This is a genomic window from Streptosporangium sp. NPDC004631 (assembly GCF_053601935.1).
The window spans coordinates 256,002-271,159 of the sequence record NZ_JBSGCR010000004.1; the positions used below are offsets into that span (position 1 = coordinate 256,002).

Here is a 15,158-nt window from a genome sequence, read left to right on the forward strand (position 1 = left end):
CGTGGGGTCCTGTCCGGGAACGGCGGCATGTCAGTTGGCCGTCGCGATGTAGTCGAGCGTGGCCGAGTAGCCGCCGGAGGGGACGAACGGAATGTCGACCTCGTAGTCGTTGCTGATCGCGTCCCCGCCGGGGACGGACGCGCCGGACTGCTGGTGGACGAGGAGCGGGGTGGTGGAGGAAAGGGGGGAGAACGTCTGCGTGCCGTTCTCGCGCACCCGCAGGCTGCCGATCGGGATGCTGAACGTCTCGCCGGACATCACCGCGGTGAGCTGGGGGGAGTTGGCCCGCACGGTGACGCTGTAGCCGTCGGAGCTGTTCGTGGTGACCGTCATCGTCACGGCCCCGTCGCGCCGCGCGGTCGTCCCCGGGGCGCCGGACAGGGTGAAGTCGTCGGTCAGGTCGGTGAGGGTGATGGTCTCGTCCGTCACGGCGGTCGAGACGGCGCAGCCGGGGTCGGTGCCGCCGGCCGGGCAGGTGCTCCCGGTGATCGCCGAGGTGACCCGGTTGTCGAGGACCCTGTCTCCGGTGACGGGGCCGTCCCGGAGTGTGACGGTGAAGGCGACGACCGTGCTCGCGCCCACGGGCAGTGCCCCGACCCAGGTCAGACTGTCACCGGCGTAGGTGACGGTGCCGGTGGTGGCGGTCGCGTCCCCGTTGTAGACGGCGTCGTCCAGCACCCCGGCCAGCAGGCCGACGAACGTGGCCGCGGTGTAGGGGACCTCACCGGTGTTGGTGGCCGTGATCGTGTATCCGACCCGGCCGTCCTCGACGATGGTCCCGCTGTTGTCCGCGGTCACGGTGATGGTGAGAGCGGGAACGAGGACGGTGACGGTCGTGGTGCACCGGATGTCGGTCCCTCCGGCGGGGCAGGTGCTCCCCTGCGCGGATGAGGTCACGGTGTCGGTCAGGGTCTTGTTCCCCGGCGGGGGGTAGGAGGCGGTGACCGAGTAGGTGACCGTCGCGGTCGCGCCGACCGCCAGGTCACCGGTCCAGGTCAGGGTCGCGGCGGCGTAGGTGACGGTGCCGGTGGTGGCGGTCGCGTCCCCGTTGTAGACGGCGTCGTCCAGCACGTCGGCCAGCGGGTCGGTGAACGCCGCCCCGGCATACGGGGTCTCACCGGTGTTGGCGAGCGTCACCGTGTAGTGGACGGCGTCGCCCGCGGTGACGGTGCCGGTGTCGGCGGTCTTCGTGATCGTCAACTGCGGGACCAGCACCCGTACGAGCGTGGTGCACGCGGGGGCGGTGCCGCCCGCCGGGCAGGTGCTGCCCGGTGAGGACGAGGTCACGGCGTTGGAGATGGCCTTGTCCCCGGTGTCCGGGTCCTTCACTGTGATGGAGTAGGTGATCGTGGCGCTCGCGCCGACCGCGAGGGCACCGGTCCAGGTCAGGGTGGGTTCCGTGTAGCCGACGACACCGGTGGAGGCGCTTACGTCACCGTTGTAGAGAGCATCGGTGAGTACCCCGTCGAGGCTGTCGGTGACCGAGGCGTTGGAGTAGGCCGTCTGCCCGGAGTTGGTGACCGTGATCGTGTATCCGACCGTGCCGCCGGGGGTCGTGGTCGCCACATCGGCGGTCTTGACGATGCTCAGGGCGGGAATGAGGACGGTGACGGCCGCGGCACAGGTCGGGTTGCCGCTCCCGGTGGGGCAGGTGCTCCCCTGGGCGGACGAGGTGACCACACTCCTCATGACCTTGTCGCCCGGGTCGGGGTCGAGCACGGTGACCGAGTAGGTGACCGTCGCGGTCGCGCCGACCGCCAGATCCCCACTCCAGGTCAGGGTGGAACCGGTGACCGTCACGCCGCCGGAGTCGGCGATCACGTTCCCGTCGTAGGCCGCGTCGTCCAGCACCCCGGCCAGCGCGGCGGAGACCTGCACCTCCGTATACGGGGTCTGCCCGGTGTTCGCGATCGTGACCGTGAACCGTACGGTGCCGCCGGGGGTGGTGGTCACCGCGTCCGCGGTGGTGGAGACGGCCAGCCCGGGGATGAGGACGGTCACCGTGGAGGAGCAGGCGGAGGCGGAGCCGCCCGGCGGGCAGGTGCTGCCCGGCGCGCTCGACGAGGCGACGCCGAGCAGGGTCCTGTCGCCCGGGTCGGGGTCGAGCACGGTGACCGAGTAGGTGACCGTCGCGGTCGCGCCGACCGCCAGATCCCCACTCCAGGTCAGGGTGGAACCGGCGAAACCGACCGAACCCGCGCTCGCGGTCGCGTCGGCGTTGTAGACCGCGTCGTCCAGCACCCCGGCCAGCGCGTCGGCGACCTGCGCCCCCGCGTACGGGGTCTGCCCGGTGTTCGCGATCGTGACCGTGTAGCCGACCGTGCCGCCGGGCGTGGTGCTGACGGTGTCGGCGGTCTTGGCGATGTCCAGGACGGGAAGGAGCACGGTGACCAGCGCCCAGCACTCCGGGGCGGTCGCGCCCGCCGGGCAGGTGCTGCCCAGCGTGCCGGAGACCACCGCGTTGACCATCTGCTTGTCGCCCGGATCGGGGTCGCGCACGGTGACCGAGTAGGTGACCGTGGCGGACTCGCCGACCGCCAGATCCCCGGTCCAGGTCAGGTGGGAGCCGGTGAGGGTGACCGTACCCCTCGTCGTGGCGGCGTCCGCGTTGTAGACGGCGTCCGTGAGCACCCCGGCCAGGGTGTCGGTGAACGTCGCCCCGGCATACGGACTCTCCCCGGAGTTGGTGACCGTGATCGTGTAGCCGACCGTGCCGCCGGGCGTGGTGGTGGCCCGGTCCGCGGCCTTGACGATGGCCAGGACGGGGGTCAGCACGGTGACCGCGGTGACGCAGGCGGGGTCGGTGCCGCCGACGGGACAGCTGCTCCCGGAGGCGGAGGAGGTCGCGGCGGTGGTCATGAGGTTGTCGCCGGTCCGCGGGTTGTTCACCCTCATCGACACGGTGACGGTCACCACCTCGCCGACGGCGAGGCCACCGCGCCAGGTCAGCCTGCCCTCCTCGGGGATCAGGTCGACGCTGCCCGCCGAGGCCGCCGCGTCACCGTTGTAGGTGGCGTTGTCGAGTGCCCCGGTGAGGAGGGTGTCCACGCTGAGATCGGGGTACGGCGTCTGCCCGCTGTTGGTGATCGTGATCGTGTAGTGCACCGCCCCGCCGGGCAGGGCGGTGACGACATCGGCGGAGTTCACGATCGTCACCCGTGAGACGAGGACCGTCTCGGCGCAGCGCGGGTCCGTGCCGCCTGCCGGGCATGTGCTGCCGGGAGTGACCGAGGTGACGGTGCCGGTCAGCCTCTCGTCGCCGGTGTCGGGGACGTTCACCGTAACGCTGTAGGCGATGGTGGCCGCCTGGCCCGGGTTGAGGTTCCCGCTCCAGGTCAGGGTGGAACCGGCGAAGCCGACCGTGCCGACGGTCGCGGTCGCGTCGGCGTTGTAGACCGCGTCGTCCAGCACCCCGGCCAGCGCGTCGGTGAACGTCGCCCCGGCATACGGAACCTGCCCGGAGTTGGTGACCGTGATCGTGTAGGGAACCGTCCCCCCGGGCGCGACCGAGGCGACGCCCGCCGTCTTGGCGATGGTCAGGGCGCGGGTGAGGACGACGACCTTCGCGCTGCAGGCCGCGTTCCCGCTGGCGGGCGGGCAGGTGCTTCCCACGACGGTGGAGACGACCGAGTTGACCAGCAGCTTGTCGCCGGTGTCGGGATCGTTCGCCGTGACCGAGTAGGTGACGGTCGCGGTCGCGCCGACGGCGAGGTTCCCGGTCCAGGTCAGGTCCGAGCCGGCGAAGCCGACCGTGCCGACGGTCGCGGTCGCGTCGGCGTTGTAGGTCGCGTCGTCCAGCACCCCGGCCAGCGGGTCGGTGACCGTCGCCCCGGTGTAGGGGACCTGCCCACTGTTGGTGACGGTGACCGTGTAGGCCACCGTGCCGCCCGGGACCGTCGCGTTCACGTTGGCGCTCTTGGTGACCGTCAGTCCCGGGGTCAGGACCGTGACGGTGGTCGTGCAGTCGGGGTCGGTGCTCCCGGTGGGGCAGTTGCCTCCCGGCGCGGAGGAGGAGACGGAAGTGGTGATCACCTGGTCGCCGGGGTCCGGGTTCTTCACGGTCAGGGTGCCGGTCACCGTGACGCTTCCGCCCACGGGGATGTTGCCGGTCCACTCCAGCGCGGTGGCGCCGACGGACAGCGATCCCGAGGTGGCGCTCTGGTCCCCGTTGGGGACGGCGTCGTCGAGGGCGTCGGCGGCGTGGAAGAGAACGGTGATCCCGAGATACGGGGTCCTGCCCACGTTGGTCATCACCCCGGTGAACCGGATCACGCCTCCGGGCTGCACGGTGGTCACATCGGCGGTGCTGACGATCTCCAGTCCGGAGACGGTCACCGTGGCCGTGCAGCGGGGGTCGGTGCCGAGCAGCGGGCAGTTGCCGCCCAGTGAGGCCGACGTCAGGGGGTTGGTGAGGATGCCGTCGCCGGGGTTGGGGCTGCGGACGGTCACCGAGTAGGTGACCGTGGCCGACCCCCTCGCTGGAACCGTGCCGGTCCAGGTCAGCGCGGAGCCGATGACGGTGACGAGACCGGTGCTCGCTACCGCGTCCCCGTTGTAGGTCGCGTCGTCCAGCACCCCGCCCAGCGCGTCGGTGAACGTCGCCCCGATGTAGGGGATCAACCCGGTGTTGGTGACCGTGACCGTGTAGGTGACCGTTCCCGCCTCGACGGTCGAGGTCACGCCGGCCGACTTGACGAAGGTCAGCGTGGAGGCTTGGACAACCGCGACGGTGGCCGTGCAGCGAGAGTCGGTTCCGCCGGCCGGGCAGGTGTTGCCGGGGGCGGCCGAGGAGACGGTACCGACGAGGGTCCGGTTACCGGTGTCGGGGTTGTTGACGGTGACCGAGTAGGTGACGGTCGCGGTCGCGCCGACCGCGAGATTCCCGGTCCAGGTCAGGTTCGGGCTGGTGAACGAGACGCTGCCGGTTGTCGCGCTGCCGTCGGCGTTGTAGACCGCGTCGTCCAGCACCCCCGCCAGCGCGTCGGTGAACGAGGCTCCGACATACGGCGTCTGGCCGGTGTTCGTGGCCGTGACCGTGTAGGTGACCGTGGCGCCCGGTGTCGCCGTCGCCGAGGCCGCGGTCTTCGTGATGGTCAGTGCCGGGGTCAGCACGGTGACGGTCACCGAGCACCGCGAATCGCCACTCGCCGGGGTGCAGTTGGCCCCGACACTGGTCGAGGTGACGGTGTCGACCAGCGTCCGGTCACCGGTGTCGGGGTTGTTGACGGTGACCGAGTAGGTGACGGTCACGGTCGCGCCGACCGCCAGATCCCCACTCCAGGTCAGGGTGGAACCGGCGAAGCCGACCGAACCCGCGCTCGCGGCCACGTCCCCGTTGTAGACCGCGTCGTCCAGCACCCCCGCCAGCGCGTCGGTGAACGCCGCCCCCGCGTAGGGCGTCTGGCCGGAGTTGGTGACCGTGACCGTGTAGCCGACCGTGCCACCGGGGGTGGTGACCGAGGTGTCCGCGGTCTTGGTGATCGTCAGGCCGGGGACCAGCACGGTGAGCAGGGCCGTGCAGCGGGGGTCGGTGCCGCCGGAGGGGCAGTTGTTGCCGGGCGCGGCGGAGACCAGGGTGCCGGTGAGGGTCCTGTCGCCGACGGGCGGGTTCTTCACGGTCAGGGTGCCGGTGACCGTGACGACGCCGCCGACGGGGATGTTCCCCGTCCAGGTGATCGTGCTGGCGCCGAGCACCAGGGTTCCCGAGGACGCGGTCTGGTCCCCGTTGGGGATGGCGTCGTCGAGGGTGCCCGCGGTGGGGCTGGAGACGGTGATCCCCGTGTAGGGGGTCTGCCCGGTGTTGGTGAACGTGGCGTTGAGGCGTACCACGGAGCCGGGGGTCGCGGTGGATCCGACATAGCTCTGGGAGAGGACCAGCCGGGCCACCGGCACGGGGGCCGAGCACCGGGTGTCGACGCTCCCGCTCCCGCAGTCGCTGCCCGGCGTGGCCGAGACGACGGTACCGGTGAGCAGGGCGTCTCCGGGGTCGGGGTCGCGGACGGTGACCGAGTAGGTGACGGTCGCGGTCGCGCCGACCGCGAGATTCCCGGTCCAGGTCAGGTTCGGGCTGGTGAAGGAGACGCCGCCGGTCGTCGCGCTGCCGTCGGCGTTGTAGACCGCGTCGTCCAGCACTCCCGCCAGCGGATCGGTGAACGTGGCCCCGGCGTAGGGCGTCTGCCCCGAGTTGGTGACCGAGACCGTGTAGCGCACGGTCGATCCGGGCGCGGTGGTGGCGGTGTCCGCGGTCTTGACGATGGTCAGGGCCGGCACGAGGACGGCCACCGTCGTGGTGCACCGGGGGTCGGTGCCACCGGCCGGGCATATGCTGCCGGGGGCGCTCGACACCACCGTGTTGACCATCTGCTTGTCGCCGGGGTCGGGGTCGCGGACGGTGACCGAGTAGGTGACGGTCGCGGTCGCGCCGACCGCCAGATCCCCGCTCCAGGTCAGGGTGGAACCGGCGAAGCCGACCGAACCCGCGCTCGCGGTCGCGTCGGCGTTGTAGACCGCGTCGTCCAGCACCTCGGCCAGCCGGTCGGTGACGACGGCGCCGGTGTACGGCGTCTGCCCCGAGTTGGCGATGGTGAGCGAGTAGCCGACGGTGCCACCCGGCGTGGTCGTCTGGGTGTCCGCCGTCTTGGTGATGACCAGGGCGGGGACGAGCACGGTGACCCTGGTGTTGCAGGCGGAGGCCGTACCGGCCGGCGGGCAGGTGCTGCCGGGGGCGGTGGAGGTGACGGAGGTGGTCAGGATCCTGTCACCGGTGTCGGGGTCGTGCACCGTGATCGAACCGATCACGGTGACCGACTGGCCGATCGCCAGATAGCCGGTCCACACCCCCCTGCCGTCCTCGGTCAGGGCGAGGTTGCCCGCGCTGGCCGTGAGGTTGCCGTTGTAGTTCGCGTCGTCGTTCACCCCGGCGCCGTCGATCGTGAAGTCGACCCCGGTGTAGGGGGTCTGCCCGGTGTTGGTCAGCGTGATCGTGTACGACACGACCCCGCCCGGCGTGGTGGTGGTCACGCCCGCGGTGTTGGTGATCGTCAGCTGGGGGATCAGGACGGTCACGGCACTGGCGCAGCGCGGGTCCGTGCCTCCGGCCGGGCAGGTGCTGCCGGGGGTGGCCGAGGAGACGGTACCGACGAGCGTCCGGTCACCGGTGTCGGGGTCCTTCACCGTGACCGAGTAGGTGACGGTCGCGGTCGCGCCGACCGCCAGGTTCCCGATCCAGTTCAGCGCGGATCCGGTGAAGGACACGCTGCCGCTGGTCGCGCCGCCGTCGGCGTTGTAGACCGCGTCGTCCAGCACCCCCGCCAGCGCGTCGGTGAACGCCGCCCCGACATACGGCGTCTGCCCCGAGTTGGTGACCGAGACCGTGTAGCGCACGGTCGATCCGGGCGTGGTGGTCGAGGTGTCGGCCGTCTTGGAGATCGTCAGCCCGGGGATCAGGACCGGGACGGTGGTGGTGCAGGCGGGGGCCGTACCGGTGGTCCGGCAGGTGCTCCCCGCCGCGGTGGAGGTGGCGGTGGCCGCCAGGAGCCTGTCACCGGGATCGGGACTGTTGACCGTGACCGAACCCGTCACGGTGACCACCGCACCCAGGGCCAGGTCGCCGGTCCAGGTCAGGATGCCGTTGGCGAAGGTGACGCCGCCCGATGTCGCGACCGCGTCGCCGTTGTAGGTCGCGTCGTCCAGCACGCCCGCGAGGGAGAGGGCGAAGCCGGTCCCCGCATACGCCGTCTGGCCGGTGTTGGCCGCGGTGACCGTGTAGTGCACGGTCGATCCGGGGGTCGCGGTGGTGACGTCCGTACCGGTGGTGATCGTGAGCGCCGGGACCAGAACCGCGACGGAGGCGGTGCACGACGTACCGGGGTTCCCCACCGGGCAGGTGCTGCCGGGGGTGGCCGAGGAGACGGTGCTCGCGAGCGTCCGGTCACCGGTGTCGGGGTCCTTCACCGTGACCGAGTAGGTGACGGTCGCGGTCGCGCCGACCGCCAGGTTCCCGATCCAGTTCAGCGCGGATCCGGTGAAGGACACGCTGCCGCTGGTCGCGCCGCCGTCGGCGTTGTAGACCGCGTCGTCCAGCACCCCCGCCAGCGCGTCGGTGAACGCCGCCCCGACATACGGCGTCTGGCCGGTGTTGGTGACCGTGACGGTGAAGGAGACCGTCGACCCCGGGGTCGTCGTCGAGGCGCCGGCGGTCTTGACGATGGAGAGCCCGGAGACGGTGACCGTGGCGGTGCAGCGGGGGTCGGCGCCGCCGGGCGGGCAGATGCTGCCGAGGGTCGAGGAGGTCACCGTGTTGGCCAGCGTCTTGTTACCGGTGCCGGAGCCGGCCACCGTGACGGAGTAGGTGACGGTGACGGTGGCGCCGGCCGCGAGGTTCCCGCTCCAGGTCAGGATGGGGGTGGTGAACGAGACCGTGCCCGCGGTCGCGGTGGCGTCCGCGTTGTAGGCGGCGTCGTCCAGCACGTCGGAGAGCGGGTCGGTCACCGTCACGCCGGTGAGCGCGCTCGACCCGGTGTTGCCGACGGTGACGGTGTAGGTGACCTTGCCGCCCGGCGTCGCGGCCGAGAGGTCGGCCGTTTTGACGATGACCAGGGGTCCCGCGGTGACGGCGAGCGTCACCGCCCTGGTGGCCGTCTGGCCGACCGCGTCGATCACCTGAACCGTGAACGGGTAACCCCCCACGGTGGTGGGCGTGCCGGACAGCACCCCGGTGGCGGTGTTGAGGGTCAGACCCGGCGGCAGACTACCGGCCGTCACAGACCACGCGAACGGCCCCGTCCCCCCGGTCACGGTCAGCGGAACGCTGTAGGCCACCCCCACCTGGGCCGCCGCGAGCGCGGGGAACGTCAGCGTCGGCTGCGCCGCGATCGACAGGGCGACCGCCTTGACGGCGCTCTGGTTCTGGGCGTCGAGCACCTTCACCGTGAAGGTGTAGGCGCCCGCCGTGGTCGGCGTGCCGGACAGCACCCCGGTGGCGGCGTTGACGGTCAGACCCGGCGGCAGGCTGCCCGCGGTGACCGACCAGGTGAACGGCCCCGTCCCCCCGGTCACGGTCAGCGGAACGCTGTAGGCCACCCCCACCTCCCCTGCCGGGGGCGCGGGAAAGGTCAGCGTCGGCTGCGGGGCGATCGTCAGGGTGACCGCCTGGGTCGCGCTCTGGCCGACAGCGTCGAGCACCTTCACGGTGAAGGTGTAGGCGCCCGCCGTGGTGGGCGTGCCGGACAGCACGCCCGTGGAGGCGTTGAGGGTCACTCCCGGAGGGAGCGTGCCGGCGCTGACCGACCAGGTGAACGGCGACGTGCCACCCGTGACGGTCAGCGGGACGCTGTAGGCGGCTCCCACCTCCCCGGACGGCGGCGCGGGGAAGGACAGGCTCGGCGAGGGGTTGGGGACGACGCTCGCGGAGAGGGCGGACGGTGGGCCGGATCCCGCCGCGTTCTGGGCGGTGACGGTGAACCGGTAGGTGGCTCCGGGGGTGAGACCGGTGGCGGTCTGGGTGGTCCCGGTGCCGGTGAACGTCTGGGGCGCCTGCGCCACACCGTTGATGTACGGCGTCACGACGTAGCCGGTGATGGTGCTGCCGCCGTTGCCGGGGGCGGTCCAGGTGAGCGTCGCGGCGGAGTCGCCGGCACTGACCGCGGTGATGACGGGCTGGCCGGGGACGGTGTAGGGGACGACCGCCGCGGACGCCGGACTCGCCGATCCGGTGCCGAAGGCGTTCACCGCCGCCACGGTGAAGGTGTACGACACGGCGGGGGTGAGGCCGGTCAGCGTCCTGGTGGTGGCCGAGGCGTCATAGGACACGGGGGTCTGGGCCACGCCGCCGATGTACGGGGTCACCACGTAGCCGGTGATGGTGCCGCCGTTGCCGCTCGGCGCCGTCCAGGTCACCGTGGCGCTGGTCACCCCGGCCGCGGCCGTGGGGGCGGCCGGGGCCGCGGGCGCGGCGGCGTAGACGTAGGTGGCGGCCGAGGCGAGCCCCTGGGTGACGACGGTGACCTTCACCGTCGCGGCGGTGGAGCGGGAGGGCATGGAGGAGATGCCGAGCGTGCCGTCGCCGTTGACGGTGAAGCAACCGGCGGCGGGACCGGACGCGCAGGGCAGCAGGACCACGGGGGTGCTGGCCTGCTGCTCGGCGGTGGTGCCGATCTCGATGGCGGTCGCGCCTGCGATGTTCGCCCCGCTCACGACCACGGCGTTGCCGCCGGCGGTCGAGCCCAGGGTCGAGCTCAGCGTGATGCCGCTGGGCGCGGTGGGCAGCGTTCCCACGGTCGTCGACGACGAGTAGCCGGGGTTGGCGTCGACCGACGACGCCGTGGCCACGGTGGTGCTCTGCACCAGCGCCGGTGTGACGGAGCCTCCGGTGACGATGCCCACCACGGTGAGCGAGGGTAACGTCGCCCCGGCCGCGAAAGGGGTGTTGCCGTTGGTGCACGTTATGGACCGCCCGGACGGCGCCGCGCAGACCCATCCCGTGCCGTACGCCCCCACGGGCACCGTCCCGGCCGGCAGGGTCTGGGTGATGGAGACCGGGGAGGTCTCCGGCAGGCCCGCCGCGACACCGGCGACGACGCTGTAGGTCACGGGGTCACCCTGCTGCAGCGTCGCGGCGTTGTAGCTGGTCTGCGCGACGGTCAGCTGGGGGACCGCGCTGATGGTGGCCACCTCGGCCTCGTCGACCTCGTGGAAGTCGGTTACGGCTCCGGTGGAGCCCACCCAGCCGAACGCCAGCTGCCGGGGGATCCCGTTGCTGTTCAGCCAGCTCGACGGGTAGAGGCCGGCGGGGACCGTGGGCAGCGTACCGGTCAGCGTCTTGGTCGTGCCGCCCACCAGGGTGACCACCACCTTGTAGCCGCCCGCCGGGATCGTCATGCCGGCGGCGGTGGTGAGGACCGCGTTGGTGGGGTTGACGCCGACCTGGACCGGGACGGCCGTGCGGGTGGTCGCCCGCAGGGCGAGGGCGGTGGCGCTCGTCGAGGAGGCCGTGCTGTTGATCGCGCAGTATCCGACCGTGCCGTTGCCGGGGCCGCGCACCACGATCTGGCCGGGCACCCGGACGCTACCCGTCCCGATGTAGGCCGGGTTGGTGCAGCCGCTCCCCTGGTAGGTGGAGTTGCTGAAGTTTCCGTACACGTCGAGGCCGATGCCGAGATAGCCGTAGGCCATGCCGGAGAGGTTGCTGGTCGAGGTGTAACCGAGCCCGCCGCCCAGCTGACCGATGTTGGCCGGCGACTGGGGGTTGGCCGGGTCGACCGCCGCCAGCACGAAGCCCAGGCCGTCGGCGGCGGTCCCGCCGTACTGGTAGGTGTTGAACGTCACGTCGAGGCCCTGCGAGGTGGGCACGCTGGTGGCGCCGAAGACGCCGCCCGCCTTGCTGGTCGCCGTGTTCGTCAGGCGCAGTTTGCCCGAGCCCTGACTGTCCAGGGTGCCGGTGCAACTGCGCAGCACGCCGGTGGTGATGTTTCCGGAGGCGGTCAGGCACGCGAAGTTCGTCGTGCTCGAACCGCTCGGCATCGCCGGCAGCACCACGCTGCCGGTGCCGTTCGCCGTGTTGTTGTGGAACGGCTGGTCGAAGAGGACGGTGCCGGCCGCCGAGGCGGGCGTGGGTGTCACCGTGACCGAGGTGCCGGTCAGCGCCGAGGCGGACAGGGCCAGCGCGAGAGTCCTGGCGATCCCCCGCCCGCACCGGGGCATCGGCCCCCGGCGGCCGGGCGTGCGGCGGCGCGGCGGCGCGGATCGCGTTCCCCGGCGGGCGTCGTCAGTCATCGCCGCCCCCGTGGGCGGCGCTCATCGCGCCGACCACGGCGACGACACGGGCCCGATGGCCCCGGCGCAGGAGCCGGACGAGCAGGAGCACCAGGGTGAGCGCGGTGAGCAGGACGGCGAGGAGGTGGGCGGGGAACACCACGATCGTCACCGTCAGGGCCCGGACCAGGCCGCCGGGGAGCGGCACCGAGACCGTCGCCCGGCAGACGCACATGGTCGGCGGATCCCATCGGGTGGTGACCTCGCGGGTCGCGCCGCGCATCACGGTGAAGCCCGGGAACGGGACGTCGGCCCCGTTCACCCGGACGCTCAACCGGCCGGCGCCGAGAAAGTCCCGGTGCGCCGTCCCGGTGCTGCGGATCCCGGCGGTGATGGGCACGGGCCCGCCCATAACGAACCCGGGCGCCCGCAGCGCCGTCACCTCCGCCGCGTCGTGGGCGTACCCGGGAACGCCGATGAACAGCGGTACGCCGACCCCCCGGTTGATCCTGATGTCGCCGCCCCGCGCGTCCGCGTCCACCGTGAAGACCAGGGCGACCTGGTGGTCGCCGGGCTCCGGGGCGTCCGGCACGGCGATCCGGACCCTGACCCGCCGGGTCGCCCCGGGCGCCAGCCGGAACTCCCCCGGGACCGCCGCGACCCAGGTGGACGCCGAGTAGGGCGCCCTCTCCCTGAGGACCACGGCGCCGTTCCTGTCCGCGGTGAAATCCGACTTCTCGACGTGGACGTCGATCGGGGCGTCACCGCCGTTGGTGACCCGGAACACCTGGTCGGCGCCGAGCTCTCCGGGGGGGACGACGAGCCGGGCCGGGGTCACCGACAGTGAGAAGCCCGGTCCGGGGCCGAAGTCGGAGTCGGAGTCAGCCGGAACCCCCTGGACCACCGGAGCCGCCGAGGCCGCCGGAGCGGCCGGGACCGCCGGAGCCGTCGCCCAGAGCGGACCCACGGCGACCAGGCCGGATGCGGTCGCGAGCGTGAACCGGCTGTACTGGATCACCGTGAACGCCACGATATGGGGTCACGCCCTACGGGGGGACCACGTGGTGTCCGAGCGGCCGGACGGACGCCCCTCGTGACGGACGGGCACGGGCGTCCGGCCGTCACCGACCCCGGCCTGGGAGGGGTACGGCTCCGCACGGGAGGAGATCACGGCACCCGCCGTCATCGTGACGCCCGCCGCGACCACGGGTCCGACCCCGGGCACGGGCCGCCTGAAGCGTGGCCACCGAATCTCGAAGGATCCCAGCATTCGTTCCTCATTCACTCGCCGGTGGCATTCCTCCCGACAGGAGGGATCACTACAACCACTGAGAGTTTCTGATCAACTACTGAGAGTGTCAACGAATGCGGGGGTTCGGCGTGGCGCCGGACAGGATGTTCCAGCTGTCCCGTCTTCTCCCCCGGCGCGCGGAACACGCCGGGGGAGAGAACGGCCGTCGTCTCAGACGCAGGCCGTACGGACGACGTCGGCCAGCCGGCCGGCCATCTGCTCGGCCTGCTCCGCGGAGGAGGCCTCGACCATGACGCGGATCATGGGCTCGGTGCCGCTCGGCCGGATCAGCACCCGGCCGGTCTCCCCGAGCTCCGACTCCACCACGGCGACCGCCGCGGACAGCTCCGGAGCCGAGGCCTTCGCCCGGTCCACGTCCTTGACGTTGACCAGGACCTGCGGAAGCCGGGTCATCACCGAGGCGAGCTCCGCCAGCGGCCTGCCCTCCCGGGCGACGACCGCCAGCAGGTGGAGCGAGGTCAGCAGGCCGTCTCCGGTGGTGGCGTGGTCGAGCATGAGGACGTGACCGGACTGCTCACCGCCGAGGTTGTGGCCGCCGGCCCTCATGGCCTCCAGCACGTAGCGGTCGCCCACGGCGGTCTCGATCACGTCGATGCCGGCGTTCCTCATCGCGATCTTGAAGCCCAGGTTGGACATGACCGTGGCGACCACGGTGTCGCCCGCCAGCTTCCCCTCGGCGTGCATGGCGGTGGCGAGCACAGCCATGATCTGGTCGCCGTCGATCACCTCGCCGGTGTGCGAGACCGCCAGGCAGCGGTCGGCGTCTCCGTCGTAGGCGATCCCGACGTCCGCGCCGCGGGAGATCACGATCTGCTGGAGCCTGTCCAGATGGGTGGAGCCGCATCCGGCGTTGATGTTGAGTCCGTCGGGACGTGCCCCGACGGTCTCCACCCTGGCTCCGGCCCTCATCAACGCCTCGGGAGCCACCATGTGGGCGGCGCCGTTGGCGCAGTCGAGGACGATGTTCAGGCCCTCCAGGCGGCCGGAGACCGTGGACAGCACGTGGGACACGTAACGGTCGGCCTCGCCGTACGCCTCGCGCACGCGGCCGACCGAGGCGCCGACCGGGCGGTCCCACTTCTCGCCGAGCCGCCGCTCGATCTCGCCCTCCACCGTGTCGGGCAGCTTGTAGCCACCTCGGGTGAGGAACTTGATCCCGTTGTCCGGGGCGGGGTTGTGGGAGGCGGAGATCATCACGCCCATGTCGGCTCCGAGAGCCGTGGTCAGGTAAGCGACCGCCGGGGTGGGCAGCACGCCGAGCCGGAGAACGTCCACGCCGGACGACGCGAGGCCGGCGACCACGGCGGCCTCCAGGAATTCTCCTGAAGCCCGCGGGTCCCGGCCCACGACGGCGATCGGGCGGCCTCGCCGCCCGACGCTGGCGTTGAACGCCCCGGCGTCGCCGAGGACATGAGCCGCGGCCACGGACAGGTCCATGGCGAGCTCGGCCGTGAGGTCGCGACCGGCGACCCCACGTACCCCGTCGGTGCCGAACAGGCGCCCCAACTTAACGCTTGCTGTACTGCGGAGCCTTGCGGGCCTTCTTGAGGCCGTACTTCTTGCGCTCGGTGGCGCGGGCGTCACGGGTCAGGAAGCCGGCCTTCTTCAGCGGAGCGCGGTTGACCTCGACGTCCAGGGCGGTGAGCGCACGGGCGAGGCCCATCCGCAGAGCACCGGCCTGGCCGGTCACGCCGCCGCCGTCGATCCGGGCGATGACGTCGAACTGGTCCTCGGCGCCGAGCGTCACGAAGGGCTCGTTGACGATCTGCTGGTGGACCTTGTTCGGGAAGTAGACGTCCAGCGGACGGCCGTTGATCGTCCACTTGCCGGTGCCCGGCACGATGCGCACGCGGGCCACGGCCTCCTTGCGGCGGCCGGTGCCGTAGGAGTTGCCCGTCGTGATGGGCTTACGGACGGCGGCCTCGCCGCCGGCGGTGGTGGACTCGGAGGTGTACTCGGAGGGGAACTCCTCCGCGGAATAGGCTTCCTGCTCGCCCTCGACGGGCGTCTCGACACCGGTGGGCTCAGCCACGGTTCTCCTCTTACTTTCCTACTTGGCGCCGGCCGTCGGCCAACGCTACTGGCGATAAGCAGC

The 15,158-nt window shown here is 71.9% G+C and carries 4 protein-coding genes; all 4 read right to left on the reverse strand.

Annotated elements, in window-relative coordinates; translation table 11 throughout:
- Window positions 1–30: 30 nt before the first annotated feature.
- The 4 genes from ACWEF2_RS06000 to rpsI all read right to left on the reverse strand — a co-directional run bounded on the left by ACWEF2_RS06000 (window position 31) and on the right by rpsI (window position 15,095).
- Window positions 31–11,772, reverse strand: a complete 11,742-nt coding sequence (locus ACWEF2_RS06000; RefSeq protein WP_453812348.1) for a beta strand repeat-containing protein — start codon at window positions 11,770–11,772, stop codon at window positions 31–33.
- The gene (locus tag ACWEF2_RS06005; RefSeq protein WP_453812350.1) at window positions 11,765–12,769 is read right to left on the reverse strand and encodes a hypothetical protein; all 1,005 of its coding nucleotides are present in this window, start codon (window positions 12,767–12,769) and stop codon (window positions 11,765–11,767) included. Before ACWEF2_RS06005 ends, ACWEF2_RS06000 begins: the two co-directional genes overlap by 8 nt.
- 444 nt (window positions 12,770–13,213) lie before the next feature.
- On the reverse strand, window positions 13,214–14,569 hold the full coding sequence (gene glmM, locus ACWEF2_RS06010; RefSeq protein WP_453812352.1) for a phosphoglucosamine mutase: 1,356 nt from the start codon (window positions 14,567–14,569) through the stop codon (window positions 13,214–13,216).
- 1 nt (window position 14,570) lies between these two features.
- Window positions 14,571–15,095: a 30S ribosomal protein S9 gene (gene rpsI, locus ACWEF2_RS06015; protein WP_355594153.1), complete on the reverse strand. Its 525-nt coding sequence runs from the start codon at window positions 15,093–15,095 to the stop codon at window positions 14,571–14,573.
- Window positions 15,096–15,158 lie beyond the last annotated feature (63 nt).